Genomic DNA, 15,777 nt, shown 5'->3' on the forward strand with positions numbered 1-15,777 from the left:
AGGAAGACCATGGCCAAAGATCCTATTGAAGTAGTTCCAGAGCGCATCTTCGACATCGACCTCTCGAAGGAGATGCAGGATTCGTTTCTTGAGTATTCCTATTCCGTTATTTACTCAAGAGCATTGCCCGACGCTAGGGATGGCCTTAAGCCTGTTCATAGGCGCATCGTCTACCAAATGGGTGAGATGGGTCTTCGTCCAGACAAGGGTCATGTGAAATCCGCCCGAGTAACTGGCGAGGTCATGGGAAAGCTCCACCCCCACGGTGATAGCGCTATCTATGACGCACTAGTTCGAATGGCCCAGCCGTTCTCACTTCGCGCTCCACTAATTGACGGTCACGGAAACTTCGGAAGCTTGGACGATGGGCCAGCTGCGGCTCGGTATACAGAAGTAAGACTCTCTGCGGCAGCCCTAATGATGAATGAGGGCTTGAATGAGGATGTCGTTGATTTCAAGCCCAACTACGACGCTCAGCTTTCAGAGCCCGAGGTTCTACCTGCTGCTTTCCCGAATCTTCTAGTAAACGGGGCTTCTGGAATTGCCGTTGGTATGGCTACCAACATGCCTCCTCACAATATGCGTGAGGTTATCAAAGCGGCAATACACCTTCTTAAGCACCCAAAGAGCACGCTCCAGGATCTAATGAAAATCGTTCCTGCTCCAGATTTTCCAAACGGTGGAATCATCATTGCCGGGGAGGGAATCGCTGAGGCATACGAAACCGGCCGCGGCTCTTTCAAGACGCGTGCCAGGGTTTCGGTTGAGAGCGTTGCCCCGAGAAAAATGGGGTTGGTTGTAACCGAGCTTCCCTATTTGATTGGCCCGGAAAAGGTAATCGAAAAAATCAAGGAGGGTGTCAACAGCAAGAAGATTCAGGGTATATCTGATGTGATTGATCTGACCGATCGCAGCAACGGACTAAAGCTGATTATTGAGCTCAAGACTGGCTTCGACCCACAAGTAGTTCTTGATCTTCTTTACCGCTACACCCCAATGGAAGATAGCTTCGGTATCAACAACGTGGCTCTCGTTGACGGTCAGCCACAAACCCTCGGACTTCGAGACCTACTGGGTGTCTATCTAGCTCACCGGGTTGTTGTCACCAAGCGTCGCAGTCAAAACCGCCTGGGTAAGCGTCAGGCCAGATTGCACCTAGTCGAAGGAATGCTGCTTGCAATCGTGGCGATCGATGAGGTCATCAAGATTATTAGGGCTTCAGAAGAGGTGCAAGAGGCCAAAACCAAGCTCATGAAGAAGTTCAAGCTCTCTGACATCCAAGCCGAATACATACTGGAACTTCGACTCAGAAGGCTAACTAAGTTCTCCAAGCTCGAATTAGACAACGAGAAGAAACAGCTTAAGAAAGAGATTGAGGAACTCGAGAAGATTCTTTCTTCCGACAAGATCTTGAAAGAACTAGTTGCCACTGAGCTGCAAGAAGTTGCTGACAACTACGGCGATGACCGCCGAACATCAATACAAGCCGAGGAAATTGCTGCGCCGGTTTCCAGCGGTAAAGATCAAGTATCGGCGCAGCTAACCGACTCCCCCACAGCCGTTACTCTAACTTCGAACGGACGTGTTTTCCGATCAGAGTCATCTGATGCACCAACCTCAAGAAAGCTTGGATACAGAAGCTGGTTCCCTTCCACGACTCGATCTGACGTAGTTTTCATTACAGACCTCGGGAGAATGCTCAGAACTCACATCGGGGATATTCCAGTCGGTGAGTATGGCGCCCAGAACCCTGGCCCAATGGCCGCGGAATTCCTGGGAATCGGCAAGAAGGAAAAAGTTATCGCAATCATTCCGGTTGACGATAAGAGCGTGGTTGCCCTCGGGACCAAAAATGGAACTGTAAAAAGAGTTCTTCCAGACTTTCCTCAAAAATCAGACTTCGAATGCATCAACTTGAAAGCTGGCGACAAACTAGTGGGAGCTGCACTTTCGGAAGAAAACGATGAACTCGTTTTTATCACTCAGGACGCGCAGCTACTTCGATTCGATGCCAAGACCGTCCGACCTCAGGGTAGAAACGGCGCGGGAATGGCCGGAATCAAGACAGAGTCAGAGGTCATATTCTTTGGTGTCCTAAAGCCAAAGGACAAGAACATCGTCTTCACGATCGCAAACAGCTCCAAATCTCTCCCTGGAACGGATCCCGGGGCTTTCAAGGTCAGCAAGATTGATGAATTCCCCAAGAAGGGTAGGGCTACCGGTGGAATGAGATCTCACAAATTCACTAAGGCTAGAGATCAGATCGCTTTAGCTTTTGTTGGTCCAGAGACATTCCAACTACTCGACGCCAAGGGTAAAGCAATCGGTATTGAGTACGAAATTCAAAAGCGAGATACCTCGGGAGACGCAGCACCAGCCATTAGCTTTATCGGATTAGCTTAGGCGTCGATTCTTTCTCGCTCTAAGGTGTCTGCAGAGTCGATAATAAAGTCTCTTCTTGGACCGACCTCATTACCCATCAACAGCTCAAACATTTTCTCGGCTGCCGCGGCATCTTTTACGGTGACTCTCCTAAGGGCGCGCTTTGATCGGTCCATGGTCGTTTCGGCCAGTTGTTCGGCGTCCATCTCTCCGAGTCCCTTATAGCGCTGAATTGGTTCTTGGTAACTCTTCTTGGCGGTCTTTAGTTTTGCAAGTAACTTCTCTAGCTCGGCCTGCGAATAGGTATAGATATGCTCGTTTGCTTTGGTCCCAGGATTTATCACCGTCACTCGATGAAGCGGTGGCACCGCCGCATAAACTCTTCCAGCCTCAACCAGGGGCCGCATGTATCTAAAGAAAAGGGTCAATAGCAATGTTCTGATGTGTGCGCCATCAACATCTGCATCGCTCATTAGAATCACTTTTCCATACCGTGCGGCAGGAAGTTCAAAGCTACGACCGGAACCTGCTCCCAGCACTTGGATAATCGATGCGCACTCTGTGTTGGAGAGCATGTCGGCTACCGAGGCCTTTTGAACATTCAGAATTTTGCCTCGTATTGGAAGCAGTGCTTGGTACTCGCTGTTACGTGCCAGCTTTGCGGTTCCCAGAGCCGAATCGCCCTCAACTATGAAAAGCTCTGAAACTTCAGTCTCGGATGTTCGGCAGTCAACAAGTTTGCTAGGCAATGACGAGCTCTCGAGGGCGTTTTTTCTGCGCTGGGTTTCCTTATGAGTTCTTGCAGACACTCTCGATTTTGTTTCGGCGACTATCTTCTCTAGGACAAGAGCCGATTGGGTCTTGTCGTCTCTTTTACCTGAAGAGAATCTCTCGTTAAGTCGCTTGGCGACAATTGCGGAAACAATGTTCTTTACTGCAGGCGTCCCAAGAATCTCCTTGGTCTGACCTTCGAACTGTGGCTCAGCCAGGCGGACCGCAACAACAGCTGTTAGCCCTGCAAGGATGTCTTCTTTTTCGACCTTGTCGTTGCCAAGCTTTAGCTTTCTAGAATTTGCCTCAATCTCGGCACGGATCGCCTTCACGGCTCCTTGTTCAAAGCCAGAGACGTGGGTTCCACCCTTGGGTGTTGCAATGACGTTCACAAACGACCGGAAGCTGGTTTCGTAACCGGTTCCCCAGCGAAGCGCAATGTCCACCTCACATTTTCTAGTGACCTCGGTGGAAACCATGTTTCCTTTTTTGTCGAGAACCGGAACTGTCTCGGTGAACTCTGTTTCTCCCCGGAGTCTCCAAATTGCTGTCAGAGCTGCGTCAGGAGCAAGGAAGTCAACAAACTCCGAGATGCCGCCGTCAAACTTGAATTCTTGCTTGGTGGCTTTGCCGCTTCTTTTGTCCACGACCGAAAGCACTAAGCCAGGAACTAGAAAGGCTGTTTGCCTGGCTCGATCTTCAAGATCTTTCAAATCAAAAGCTGTCTCTTTTACGAAGATTTGTGGGTCTGGCCAATACCTGACTCTTGTTCCGGTTTTGTTCTTGGCTACTTTCCCAAGAACCTTGAGTTCGCTTTTCTTGGCAAAAGCCTTGAAGGGGTTTTGTGGAGAAATTGATTTCTTGTCGTCGAAAACACCTGGTTCGCCACGATGGAACGACATTGCCCAGGTTTGGCCGTTTCGATCGACTTCAACATCCAATCTTTCAGACAATGCGTTTACAACAGATGCACCAACACCGTGCAGACCTCCAGAAGCTGCGTAGGAGCCGCTTCCAAACTTTCCACCAGCGTGCAGTTTGGTGAAAACAACTTCAACACCGGAAAGTCCAGTTTTTGGCTCTATGTCTACCGGAACTCCGCGCCCGTCATCTTCCACGGTGACGCTGCCGTCCTTGTTCAGCTCGATCGTCACGTGCTTGCCGTGACCAGCTAACGCCTCATCAACGCTGTTATCGATGATCTCCCATAAGCAGTGCATGAGTCCGCGGCCATCGGTAGAGCCGATGTACATACCAGGGCGCTTACGTACAGCCTCAAGGCCTTCTAGGACGGAGAGATGTCTAGCTGAATAGTCTTCACTTGCCACTATGAAATGCTAATCTCGGCGAAGCCCTAGACAGTCTCCAAACACCCGAAGTCGTGAAATAACTTCGCAGTTAGCGAAATATGGACCTATTTGAACGAAAGCGAGTGTTTGGTGTGCTCAAATAGGAGCCGGAAGGGAAACAATCGAAAAATGCAGCCATTAGAAACTCAAGACCAGAACCCAAGTGAAGTACTAAGTGCAGCTGACCGCTGCGACGTGTGTGGAGCTCAGGCTTACATTCGTGCTTCTCTTGCTACCGGCGAGCTGCTTTTTTGTGCCCACCACGGCAATGCCAACAAGGCCAAGTTAGAGCCAATTGCAAAAGGTTGGCTAGACGAAACCGCCAGACTGCTAAGCAAGTAGTTTAAGAGAACTTAAGCTACTGCTCCAAGTAATCGCGCAGCATCTGGGATCTGGACGGGTGCCTAAGCTTCGACATCGTCTTTGATTCAATCTGTCTTATTCGCTCACGCGTCACGCCAAACTCTTCACCAATTTGGTCGAGAGTCTTCTGAACTCCATCGCCTAAACCAAACCTGCTCTTGATTACCCCTGCTTCCCGCGGATGCAAAGATCCAAGAATTCTTTCTAGCTCACGCTGCAGCATGGTGAAACCTACGGCGTCCGCTGGAACAACAGCCTCGGTATCCTCAATCAGGTCACCGAACTCGCTGTCACCATCTTCACCAAGTGGTGTGGAAAGAGAGATTGGCTCGCGCCCATACTTTTGAACCTCGACGACCTTTTCCGGTGTCATGTCTAACTCTCTAGCTAGTTCTTCTGGAGTTGGTTCGCGACCGAGATCTTGGAGCAACTGCCTCTGCACTCTGGCTAGTTTGTTGATGACCTCAACCATGTGAACCGGAATTCGAATAGTACGTGCCTGATCAGCCATGGCCCTAGTAATGGCTTGGCGAATCCACCAAGTTGCATAGGTAGAGAACTTGTAACCCTTGGTGTAGTCAAACTTCTCTACAGCACGGATAAGACCTAAGTTACCTTCTTGAATCAAATCCAAAAATTGCATACCGCGTCCGGTGTAACGCTTTGCTAGTGAAACAACAAGTCTGAGGTTAGCTTCCAAAAGATGGCTCTTGGCTTTTTGACCGTCCTTGACAACCCAACGAAGATCGCGCTCTAGGTCTTTGGAGAGCTGGCGCTTGCCAGCCAATTTCTCTTCGGCAAACAAACCAGCTTCAATTCTTTTAGCAAGCTCAACTTCGAGCTCGGCATTCAAAAGTGCGACTTTACCGATTTGCTTTAGGTAGTCCTTTACAGGGTCAGCTGTGGCGCCGGTAATGGTAGTTGTCTGGGCTGGGATGTCATCTTCTTCGGTGTTCTTAAGAACAAATCCGCCACCGGGAACAACAACCTCTTCAACTTCTTCAACGGCTAAGTCAATTTCAACAGCTGTGATATCAACGGCTTCTGCAACGTCGGCAACGATGTCCTCAACCGACTCGAGAACATCATCATCGTCGTCGTCAAGCTCGTCTTCGGGAAGATCTCCAGCCTTTGATTTAGTGGCTTTAGTTTTGAGCGAAGATTTCTTTACTTTCTCTGCTGGTCCAGTTGAGCCAGACTTTGACTTTGGGCCTGGTTTTACAGCGGCAGGCTTGGAAACTTTTTTAGCGGCAGGCTTCGCAGGTTTTGCACTTTTGTTCCCCGCAGGCTTAGCGGCAACTTTTGACTTGGCACTTTTCGGAGCGGCCTTTGATGTGATTGGCGCTTTCTTGACCTTCGGGTCAGCTTTCAAGGAGGCTTTAGGGGAAGCCTTCTTTGGAGCTACTGTCGCTTTCGCCACTCTGACCTTTCGATACTGCCTTGATTTCGGGAATTACTAAGACCCATGTCAAGTCGAAAAGTTGCTTCGACGACTGGGTCTTCTCCAATTATGGCACCTATTTGCATGTGTTCTTGCGCACGGCACCCTGGACTAGCTAGAACCTTGGTTTGGGCTGATCTATTCCTGTTCTAGCCTTAGACACATGCCATTAGCGATCATCACGGGGGCCAATACTGGGCTGGGTTTTGAAACTGCCACAGCCTTGGCATCCAAGGGATACCAAGTTCTTATTACTAGTCGAAGCGCTTCCAAGGGTAATGAGGCTGTTGCTCGAATCACTAACGCCAACCCAATGGCCATGGCCTCGATGCTGGAACTTGATCTCTCGTCCATGGAATCAATCAACAGCTTTGTTTCTAACTACAGCGCCAGCTATGGTGCATGGGACGTGCTGGTAAACAATGCCGGAGCAAAGATACTTTCTAATTACTCCGAGACAGATTTTGGAGTCGAATACCACTTCGGAGTCAACGCCGTCGGCCATTTTGCACTGACGATGGATCTACTAAAACACCGCGCAGAGAATTCTCGAGTGGTTTCCGTAGCTTCGATCATTGCAAGAGTTGCGCCCAAAAAACTCGGGCCTGCGGGTTCAAGAGATAACTACCAAGCAGGGATGAGCTATAGCGCGAGCAAACTTGCAAACCTTGCTTTTGCCCTGGAGCTGGAAAATCTTCTTGGCTCGAATTCATTTTCATCTTTAGCTGCTCATCCAGGTTTTGCAAGAGCAGAGCCCTATGGCCCCAAGACCACTAGGTTCTTTGAGTCGTTTCTTGCTCAGTCGGCAAAAGCCGGTGCGAGACCAATAGTTGAAGCTGCCTCTAACATGAAAAATCCAGGTGGGTCGTACCTAGGTCCAAAATATTTCGAGCTTTGGGGAGATTCTGCTTCGGCCAAGATTCCATCAAGGCTGACGCAAGAAGAACTCAGGCATAACTGGCAAATTCTGGAAAAACTTTCCGGAAAAAATCTAGTCGTTTGATTCGTCGGGCTTGTTTCTTTGGCGAGAAGCCAGATAACCCTCAAGCTCTGCAGCGATTTCTTCCGCGTTTGGCAACTTAACTGAAGGTTTTCTAATTGGAGCTCTTGATGGCCCAGTCACTTCATTTTGGTAACCCTGCTCCAAGGTGGAAATCATTTTCTGCAATTCTGCGTTCTCTGAAATCTGATCGTTCAACTTGGTAAGAAACTCTGTGCCGTCGTCTCGAAGGTCATCGGTTGGAAATACTAAACCAGTTGAGGAAGAAACTAACTCAAAGGCAGAAACCGCAGCTTGCGGGAAGTCGTTGTCGGCCAAGTAGTGCGGACACAACAATACGTAGCCGACAATTGGGAGGCCAGTCTTGGCAACTTTGAACTCCAGAAGATGTAAGACATTGCCTGGAACCTGAGTTTGAGGTTTCCATTCGGAAAGCTGGTTCACGATGTCCATACGGTTTCCAGAAACTGTGACACCTGTTTCTCTGGTGTGAGGAATTGGGAAAGGAATCGAATGCAACCAGGTCACGTCTTTGACCTGAAGGCGCTTAATTAGCCTTAGAACCGCATCCGTAAATGCGTCCCATCGAAAATCTGGCTCGTATCCATGCAGAAACAAAAATGGCTGGTTCACCTCGTCATGCACTAGATAAAGCGCCAAACTTGCTGGCTCGTAATCTTCGATGTGGTCTTTCTCGAAGAACATCACAGGTCTCCTGGACCTGTAATCAAGCAACTCGTCGTTATCAAAGTGCAGCACCTGCGAAGAATCAAGATTTGCAAAGATGTGCTCTGAAAATTGGTTTAGAACCCCACCTGCATCAGTGAATCCAGTCAATCCGGCAATCAAGTGCAGGCCGGCTGGGATCTCTTGGTGATCAGGCTCGAAGTGATAGATGGGCTCGGATGACATGAATCAATCCTAAGCAATGTCTCGATTATCATGGTCAACATGACAAAACTAAAGCACGCCATTAGCGAAACTTCCCCAGCCGCTTCAAAATCGACTGCCTATGTAATAGGTGTAAAAGCGGATGGGGCAAAGTCAGCACTTGCCAAATCCAGTCTTGATGCCAAATTCCTAGCTTCCATCAACTTGGAATCTCTTGGAGTGAGTTCAGCGTTGGGCAAGACCTCAAAGTTTTCCGGGCCAAGTTCGAGCGTTGTTCTTCTGATTGGTTTAGGGGCCTCGCCAGACCTTGACTCGCTAAGGTTTGTAGCTGGAGTCGCCGCTCGCGAGTTAGGTGGATCCGAACACGTGGTGCTCGATGTTCCAGTGAAATCGGCTACCGAAACTTTGGCACTATTTGAGGGCTTCTTGCTTGGCAACTATGACTTTCAAAACTACAAGTCAGAGCCAGTTAAGCGCAGCCTGTCCAAGCTAACGATTGTCTCTAAATCAAAACCGAAGGCAGCGGAGCTTTCAGCGATTGAAACGGTTGTTACAGCCGTGCACGCCTGTCGCGACCTGGTGAATCAACCAGCAAATGATTTATACCCTGAGGTGATGACCCAGCAAGCCAAGAAGGCATCCAAAGGTCTGCCGATCAAGGTAACCGTTTGGGAAGAAAAGGATCTTGTCACAGCAGGCCTTGGCGGAATCCATGCCGTAGGTAAAGGATCGTCCCGGCCTCCGCGACTTGTGAAGTTGGAATACAAGCCTGCTGGTGCAAAGACCTCGTTGGCCCTAGTGGGCAAAGGAATCACGTTTGACACCGGAGGGCTTTCCCTCAAGCCTGCAGAGTCAATGGTTGGCATGAAATACGACATGACTGGTGCTGCTGCAGTCATGCAAGCTCTGGTGGCAATAGCGACTCTGGGTATAAAGGTAAAGGCAACCGCTTGGCTTTGCCTAGCGGAGAACATGCCTTCTGGCTCGGCGACCAGACCAAACGACATTATCAAGATCAGAAACGGTAAGACCGTTGAGGTTCTCAACACTGACGCTGAAGGGCGACTGGTTCTTGCAGACGGATTATCTATGGCCGTTGAAGAATCCCCCGATTACTTGATCGACGTGGCGACCCTAACCGGTGCCGCCACTATCGCTCTAGGTAATAGGTATGCGGGATTGATGGGAGACGAGGCAGCAATCAAAAAGGTTGAGAAAGCCTCAGAGTCTGTTGGTGAGCTGGTTTGGCACATGCCGCTTCCGGAAGAGCTAAGACCTCTGCTTGATTCCGACATTGCAGATATAGCGAATGTAAAAATTGGAAACAGGGCCGGTGGAATGCTAATCGGAGGTTTGTTCCTTAGGGAGTTTGTTGGCGCTGACCAGGCAAAAAAGCCAGCCTGGGCACACCTTGATATTGCAGGGCCTGCAAACAACGACTCCGCTGCCTATGGCCACACACCAAAAGGAGCCACCGGCGTAACCGTGAGAACTCTGATCCAGCTGGCGCGGGACCTAGCAAACTAGACAACAGTAGTAAACTCTTCTAGTCCCCAGAAGAATCCAACAACTAGGAGCATTTGCCTTGTCTGAGAACTCATTCGATGTTGTAATCCTTGGTGGCGGAAGCGGCGGTTACGCAGCTGCTCTTCGCTCAGCCCAGCTAGGTAAGTCTGTTGCCCTAATCGAAAAAGACAAGCTTGGTGGAACCTGCCTCCACCGCGGTTGTATTCCAACCAAGGCTCTGCTTCACTCAGCAGAGATTGCTGACAACACCCGGGAGGCTGCCTCCTATGGCATAAACGCTACTTTCGGCTCAATCGACATGCCAAAAGTCAATGCTTACCGCGATTCAATCGTCGACAAGCTTTTCAAAGGCCTTACTGGGTTGGTGGGCGCTGGCAAGAACATAACTATGGTTGCTGGCGAGGGCCGACTAACTGGTCCAAAAACTGTCACCGTAAACGGTGATACCTACACCGGTACAAATCTCGTTCTAGCAACCGGTTCATACTCCAAGACTTTGCCAGGCCTAGACATTGGCGGAAGAGTAATTACTTCTGATCATGCACTCAAGCTGAACTTTGTTCCAAAAAGCGTGATTGTTCTTGGTGGCGGAGTAATTGGTGTTGAGTTTGCTTCAATCTGGCGCTCATTCGGTGCCGAGGTAACAATCATTGAAGGCCTTCCTCACCTGGTTCCAAACGAAGAAGAATCAATTTCCAAGGCTCTTGAGCGCGCTTATCGCAAGCGTGGCATCGATTACAAACTTGGTGTTCGCTTCTCAGGAGTTGAGCAAACCGACACTTCCGTTACTGCGGTTCTGGAAGATGGCACTCGCGTGGAAGCCGAACTGATGCTTGTGGCGGTTGGTCGCGGACCAAACACAGCCGGTTTGGGATACGAAGAGCAAGGTCTCACGATGGATCGTGGCTGGGTCATCACCAATGATCGTCTACAAACAAACTTGCAAGGGGTATACGCAGCAGGAGATATCGTTCCAGGTGTTCAACTTGCACACCGTGGATTCCAACAGGGTATTTTTATCGCTGAAGACATCGCGGGATTAGCACCAGCTGTTATTGATGAAGACGGTATCCCAAAGGTGACTTACTGCGAGCCTGAGATTGCCTCTGTTGGATTGTCTGAGGCAAAAGCCAAGGCAAAGTTCGGCGCCGAGAACGTTTCGACCTACGAATACAACCTCGCCGGTAACGGAAAGTCAAACATTTTGGGGACCGCTGGATTTATCAAGCTCGTTCGTCAAAACAACGGGCCTGTTGTCGGTGTCCACATGATCGGTTCTCGAGTTGGAGAGCAAATCGGTGAAGGCCAACTGATCGTGAACTGGGAAGCACATCCTGAAGATGTTGCCAGCTTGGTCCACGCTCACCCAACCATGAACGAGGCCATCGGAGAGGCTCACCTAGCCCTTGCCGGTAAGCCACTGCACGCCCACGCTTAGAATTAGAAAATACCCACAAGGAGTTTAGAAAATGAGCGAATCCGTAGTTCTACCGGCCCTCGGTGAATCAGTAACCGAAGGCACAGTAACTAGATGGCTTAAAAAAGTCGGAGACTCAGTCGCTGTTGACGAACCACTTGTAGAAGTATCAACCGACAAGGTCGACACCGAGATTCCTTCACCGGTAGCTGGTGTTATCGAGCAGATTTTGGTTCAAGAAGACGAGACAGTCCAAGTTGGCGCAGTGCTAGTAATCATTTCCGGCGGATCTGGTGCGGCAGCAGCTGCGCCAGTAGCGCAAGCACCGGCTGCACCTCCTGTTGCACCAGCAGCTCCCGTTGCTCCACCTGTTGCACCGCCAGCACCTGTGGCTGCGCCAGTAGCTCCCCCAGTTGCACCACCGGTTGTAACACCAGTAGCTACACCAATGATTTACACACCGGCTGCTCCCGTTACTCCAGTTGTTCCTGTTACACCGGTAGTGCCCGCGACCCCGGTTGCACCGGTTGCACCGGTTGCAGCACCTGCAGCTACTGCAGCTACTCCATCTATGGACGCAGGATATGTGACTCCGCTTGTTCGAAAGCTCGCTCAAGATTCTGGAGTGGATCTAACTCGCGTAGTTGGCACCGGTGTTGGTGGAAGAATTCGAAAAGAAGATGTGATGTCCGCAACAGCCGGCTCTTCACAAGCAATGTCTTCTCCTGCGGCCGCGCACGTGCCGGCACCAGTTAGTGCCCAGCGCGGAACCACAGAGCCTATGTCAAGGCTAAGAAAAGTGCTTGCGGAGCGCGCAGTAGCTTCCATGGTTTCCTCGGCTCAGCTAACAACCGTGGTTGAAGTTGATGTGTCACGAATTGCCGAAATGCGTAAGGTAGTGCAGCCAGCGTTCCTTGCAGCAACTGGAACAAAACTGAACTTCATGCCGTTTTTCTTCCTGGCGGCAGCAGAGGCTCTTAGGTCTCACCCGAAGCTAAACGCTTCTATTGAGGGCGAAATGATCAACTACCACCCAACCGAGAACATCAGCTTCGCGGTTGACACTGAGCGTGGACTTCTTACCCCGGTCATTAGAGACGCAGCAACATTGAATCTTGCACAAATCGCATCCCAGATCGCAGACCTTGCTTCTCGCACTCGCGAGAACAAACTAAAGCCGGATGAAATGATGGGCGGCACCTTCACGCTGACCAACACCGGCTCCCGTGGCGCATTGTTTGACACTCCTGTTGTGTTCTTGCCCCAGGTTGCAATTTTGGGAACTGGAGTTGTTCAGAAGAGACCAGTTGCAATCACAACAGCTGATGGACAAGAGTCAATCGCGATTCGCTCGATGGTTTATCTAGCTCTTAGCTACGACCACCGTCTAATTGATGGTGCGGACGCTTCGAGGTTCCTGGTGGACGTGAAGGCAAGACTAGAGTCTGCTAACTTCCAAGCAAACCTGGGAATCTAACCCCCCAGTTCAAAAACCGCACCTTCTCCTGAGGTGTCAATGCGATGGTTTACCAAACGCTCCCTGCCGTCGGCGCAAACCGCCTTACCAGTTACCTTGGCAGCTGAACCAATGGTGTTCTCAACAACAATGTTCAGTTGACCTAACTCGGTTTGCCTTTGAAGCTCCATTCCTGCGCCAAGTGTTACCTCGTAGTCCAAAGATTCGCTCAACCAGTTTTCGAAATCGGCTGGATTCAAATCGACAACGCAAGTGTCCGCAACTGGAGCCGCAACCACACTCTGCTTTTTTTGTTGACTACCACCCCAAAAGATTCCAAGGGCAACTACGCAAACAATAGAGGCCAGCGGCAGGGCTAAAGGCTTTAGATCAGGTTTCGGTTTGCTCTCAAGCTCAACGAAACCAATCCCTTCGAGGTGTACTTGCTTACCGCGGGAGGTATTCGCGATTTGAAACAAGCTCCCGATGAGATCTCTGGCATCTGATGAGTCTGGAATCAGTACGGCCGGGGTATTACCAAGTGTTATCAGCGTCTGTCTTGGAACAAGATGCTCAAGAGATTTGAAAATTTGAACCCAGCTCGGTCCATAGAAGACATTCAAAACTAGTAGTAGACAATCTCCTCGCGGGTTTGTCAGACAAGTGGCCTCCACACCTCGGAGTTTGAGCTTCTGGCCTATTGAGTAGCCCAAAGCATTCAGTTTTCTAGACACCAAAGCACGCATCCCTAGACGCTAGTTTGCTGCAGCTAGAAATTGAGACCCGAGGCTAAGGTTTGGGATAACTCTTAGACTTGATTGGTGCCCGAATTTCTAGTTGCAGGCTTCGATCCTGATTTCGTTGGATACAACGACGGGCTTCGGCTTCAGCGCGAGGTCCATAAAGAAGTAGTTGCCAAGACCAGGCCAGACACCGTCATTTTGCTTGAACACAGCAGCGTATACACAGCCGGGAAAAGAACTGAGGACTCTGAGCGCCCAGATGATGGCACCGAGGTCATCGAAGTCGATCGCGGGGGAAAACTCACCTGGCATGGACCCGGCCAACTGGTTGGCTACCCGATTATGAAACTTCCAGAACCTTTTGATGTCGTGGGCTACGTACGCTTTCTCGAGCAAGTGCTAATTGATGTTTGTGCTGATTTTGGATTAGCAACCGAGCGGGTAGCTGGGCGCTCTGGAGTTTGGGCCCCTACCGGTGACACACACCTAAAGGTTGCGGCCATTGGAATTAGGGTTTCAGAACGGGTGGCGATGCACGGCTTTGCCCTGAACTGTTCAAACTCAATGGAAGCCTACGAACACATCGTGGCTTGTGGGATTGACGATGCTGGAACTAGCTCGATTACCGAGCTAACGGGGTCTTTGGTCACTCCAGCTATGGCTGCAGAGCGAGTAAAGATCAGGCTTACCGACATTGCTAAAGTTGTCCTATGAGCCAGATAGAACAGGGTGAAAAGCCTGCCAAGAAGATGCTTCGCATCGAGGCTCGAAACTCGGCTATCCCGATCGAACGTAAGCCCGAATGGATTAGAACCGTTGCAAAAATGGGTCCTGAGTATCAGGCCATGCAAAAACTTGTTAAGGCTGAGAATTTAAACACCGTTTGCCAAGAAGCAGGCTGCCCGAACATATATGAATGCTGGGAAGACCGCGAAGCCACTTTCCTGATCGGTGGCTCGCAGTGCACGAGGCGTTGCGACTTCTGCCAGATTGACACCGGTAAGCCAGTGGCATTCGATCCTGATGAGCCTAGGAGAGTTGCGGTTTCTGTAAAGCAAATGCAACTTCGCTACGCGACTGTTACCGGTGTTGCAAGAGATGATCTTCCAGATGAGGGTGCTTGGCTCTATGCCGAGACAATCAAGCAAATTCACAAGAAGTCTCCTGGTACCGGTGTTGAGATCTTGGTTCCGGACTTCTCAGGTAACCCACTTCTTCTAAAGAAAGTTTTTGACGCCAAGCCAGAAGTATTTGCGCATAACGTCGAGACTGTACCTCGTATCTTCAAGGAGATACGCCCTGCCTTTAGTTACGAGAGGTCACTTGATGTAATTACTCAAGCCAGAAACTACGGCCTTGTTACTAAGTCAAACTTGATTCTTGGAATGGGTGAAACCATTGAAGAAATTTCTCAAGCTATGAAGGATCTTTACGATGCCGGAACCGACATCTTGACCATTACCCAGTATTTGCGACCAACTCCAAAACATCATCCAGTTTCGCGCTGGGTAAAGCCGCAGGAGTTTGTTGAGCTCAAAAATGAAGCGGAGAAACTTGGCTACTTGGGTGTGCTTAGTGGTCCCCTGGTTAGGTCTTCCTATCGCGCGGGTAGGCTATGGGCTCAATCTATGAACAAAAAGGGACTTCCGGTTCCAGAGAATCTCCAACACCTGGCAGAAGCAGCAGCAAAAGATGGCTTCTCGCAGGCCGTTGCATAACAAGTAAGGAAATGATGGCAGAGAAAAAGCCGAAGATTAAAAGAGAGCCAGGCAAAATCAAGCAACTGTTACAGGTCTATAAGCTAACTGCCAAGGCAGATAAGAACTTTGTTCCACTAGGAATACTTTCTTTTGTTGGACCAATGGCAATTGGTATTGTCGCAATCCTGCTCTTCTTTATGGACCAGCCACTTTCGATCTTCCTATGGTCTATTTCCACTATCTTGTTCTCTCTGCTTCTGACATTGAGTGTGCTTTCCAGAAGAGCAGAGCGAGCGGCATTCATGAGAATTTCTGGACAGCCAGGAGCTGTCGCGGCAGTTATTAGCTCAACGCTAAAGCGCGGATATTCAACCAGTGAAATGCCGGTTGCCGTTGACCCCAAATCAAGAGATGCCGTTTACCGAGCTGTTGGTAAGGCTGGGGTTGTTTTGATTGCCGAGGGTAACTCTGCTCGTCTACGGCAAATTGTTGAAGACGAGAAGCGCAAGGTCTCTAGGGCTATTCCAGGGGTCACCGTGTCGGTGCTTTCCGTTAACGAACAGCCAGGATCGGTCCCGCTTTACGCCTTGACCAAGGCCATTTACAAGCTCAAAAAGACCCTCAGCCGAGCTGAGATCTCCGTGGTTAATAAGAGACTCGCCGGACTTGGCCTGAACATCCCTATTCCTAAAGGAATTGACCCGAACCGGATTCGTGCCGGCCGGAGAATGTAGATT

Annotated in this window: 13 protein-coding genes; 9 read left to right on the forward strand and 4 right to left on the reverse strand. The window is 50.0% G+C overall.

All coding sequences use genetic code 11. The features are described 5' to 3' along the window. Positions 1–9 precede the first annotated feature (9 nt). Complete coding sequence (locus AC9UFE_RS00955; RefSeq protein ID WP_509544828.1) at positions 10–2,403, forward strand: DNA gyrase/topoisomerase IV subunit A; 2,394 nt, start codon at positions 10–12, stop codon at positions 2,401–2,403. Here the strand turns inward: AC9UFE_RS00955 and AC9UFE_RS00960 are convergent. Beyond that, positions 2,400–4,481, reverse strand: a complete 2,082-nt coding sequence (locus AC9UFE_RS00960; protein WP_509544831.1) for a DNA gyrase/topoisomerase IV subunit B — start codon at positions 4,479–4,481, stop codon at positions 2,400–2,402. The genes AC9UFE_RS00955 and AC9UFE_RS00960 overlap by 4 nt on opposite strands. Positions 4,482–4,631: 150 nt before the next feature. Between AC9UFE_RS00960 and AC9UFE_RS00965 the strand changes: the two genes are divergently transcribed. Next, complete coding sequence (locus AC9UFE_RS00965; protein WP_509544834.1) at positions 4,632–4,844, forward strand: DUF7455 domain-containing protein; 213 nt, start codon at positions 4,632–4,634, stop codon at positions 4,842–4,844. Between the two features lie 16 nt (positions 4,845–4,860). On the opposite strand, the gene AC9UFE_RS00970 is transcribed toward AC9UFE_RS00965, so the two are convergent. After that, the gene (locus AC9UFE_RS00970) at positions 4,861–6,285 is read right to left on the reverse strand and encodes an RNA polymerase sigma factor (protein ID WP_509544837.1); all 1,425 of its coding nucleotides are present in this window, start codon (positions 6,283–6,285) and stop codon (positions 4,861–4,863) included. A 184-nt stretch (positions 6,286–6,469) separates the two neighbouring features. Here AC9UFE_RS00970 and AC9UFE_RS00975 point away from each other — a divergent pair, with 184 nt between their 5' ends. Beyond that, positions 6,470–7,309, forward strand: coding sequence for an SDR family NAD(P)-dependent oxidoreductase (locus AC9UFE_RS00975; RefSeq protein ID WP_509544840.1), 840 nt, complete (start codon positions 6,470–6,472; stop codon positions 7,307–7,309). On the opposite strand, the gene AC9UFE_RS00980 is transcribed toward AC9UFE_RS00975, so the two are convergent. After that, entirely contained in the window at positions 7,298–8,218 is a 921-nt protein-coding gene (locus tag AC9UFE_RS00980; protein WP_509544843.1) for a proteasome assembly chaperone family protein, read from the reverse strand. The genes AC9UFE_RS00975 and AC9UFE_RS00980 overlap by 12 nt on opposite strands. Positions 8,219–8,248: 30 nt before the next feature. Here AC9UFE_RS00980 and AC9UFE_RS00985 point away from each other — a divergent pair, with 30 nt between their 5' ends. From AC9UFE_RS00985 to AC9UFE_RS00995, 3 genes are read left to right on the forward strand one after another with little or no spacing between them, the layout of a single operon-like run. Next, positions 8,249–9,724: a leucyl aminopeptidase gene (locus tag AC9UFE_RS00985; protein WP_509544846.1), complete on the forward strand. Its 1,476-nt coding sequence runs from the start codon at positions 8,249–8,251 to the stop codon at positions 9,722–9,724. Between the two features lie 58 nt (positions 9,725–9,782). After that, positions 9,783–11,162, forward strand: a complete 1,380-nt coding sequence (gene lpdA / locus AC9UFE_RS00990; protein ID WP_509544849.1) for a dihydrolipoyl dehydrogenase — start codon at positions 9,783–9,785, stop codon at positions 11,160–11,162. Positions 11,163–11,193: 31 nt separating this feature from the next. Next, entirely contained in the window at positions 11,194–12,618 is a 1,425-nt protein-coding gene (locus AC9UFE_RS00995) for a 2-oxo acid dehydrogenase subunit E2 (RefSeq protein WP_509544852.1), read from the forward strand. Here the strand turns inward: AC9UFE_RS00995 and AC9UFE_RS01000 are convergent. Next, entirely contained in the window at positions 12,615–13,331 is a 717-nt protein-coding gene (locus AC9UFE_RS01000; protein ID WP_509544855.1) for a hypothetical protein, read from the reverse strand. The two genes, AC9UFE_RS00995 and AC9UFE_RS01000, sit on opposite strands and share 4 nt — an antisense overlap. Positions 13,332–13,418: 87 nt before the next feature. On the opposite strand from AC9UFE_RS01000, the gene lipB reads away from it, so the two are divergent. Genes lipB through AC9UFE_RS01015 form a run of 3 tightly spaced genes read left to right on the forward strand, consistent with a single transcriptional unit; the run spans position 13,419 to position 15,774 of the window. Next, on the forward strand, positions 13,419–14,054 hold the full coding sequence (lipB, locus tag AC9UFE_RS01005) for a lipoyl(octanoyl) transferase LipB (RefSeq protein WP_509544858.1): 636 nt from the start codon (positions 13,419–13,421) through the stop codon (positions 14,052–14,054). Beyond that, the gene (gene lipA, locus AC9UFE_RS01010) at positions 14,051–15,058 is read left to right on the forward strand and encodes a lipoyl synthase (RefSeq protein WP_509544861.1); all 1,008 of its coding nucleotides are present in this window, start codon (positions 14,051–14,053) and stop codon (positions 15,056–15,058) included. The genes lipB and lipA overlap by 4 nt, the downstream gene beginning before the upstream one ends. 14 nt (positions 15,059–15,072) lie before the next feature. Continuing rightward, the gene (locus tag AC9UFE_RS01015; protein WP_509544863.1) at positions 15,073–15,774 is read left to right on the forward strand and encodes a DUF4191 family protein; all 702 of its coding nucleotides are present in this window, start codon (positions 15,073–15,075) and stop codon (positions 15,772–15,774) included. The last annotated feature ends 3 nt before the right edge of the window (positions 15,775–15,777 follow it).

The organism is Rhodoluna sp., assembly GCF_044239955.1.
Classification (GTDB): Bacteria; Actinomycetota; Actinomycetes; order Actinomycetales; family Microbacteriaceae; genus Rhodoluna.

What these genes read in the sequence shown, in the direction of transcription:
- AC9UFE_RS00955 (WP_509544828.1), top strand. Translation starts at nt 10, where the DNA reads ATGGCCAAAGATCCTATTGAAGTAGTTCCAGAGCGCATCTTCGACATC.
- AC9UFE_RS00965 (WP_509544834.1), top strand. Translation starts at nt 4,632, where the DNA reads ATGCAGCCATTAGAAACTCAAGACCAGAACCCAAGTGAAGTACTAAGT.
- AC9UFE_RS00975 (WP_509544840.1), top strand. Translation starts at nt 6,470, where the DNA reads ATGCCATTAGCGATCATCACGGGGGCCAATACTGGGCTGGGTTTTGAA.
- AC9UFE_RS00980 (WP_509544843.1), bottom strand. Translation starts at nt 8,218, where the DNA reads ATGTCATCCGAGCCCATCTATCACTTCGAGCCTGATCACCAAGAGATC.
- AC9UFE_RS00985 (WP_509544846.1), top strand. Translation starts at nt 8,249, where the DNA reads ATGGTCAACATGACAAAACTAAAGCACGCCATTAGCGAAACTTCCCCA.
- AC9UFE_RS00995 (WP_509544852.1), top strand. Translation starts at nt 11,194, where the DNA reads ATGAGCGAATCCGTAGTTCTACCGGCCCTCGGTGAATCAGTAACCGAA.
- lipA (WP_509544861.1), top strand. Translation starts at nt 14,051, where the DNA reads ATGAGCCAGATAGAACAGGGTGAAAAGCCTGCCAAGAAGATGCTTCGC.
- AC9UFE_RS01015 (WP_509544863.1), top strand. Translation starts at nt 15,073, where the DNA reads ATGGCAGAGAAAAAGCCGAAGATTAAAAGAGAGCCAGGCAAAATCAAG.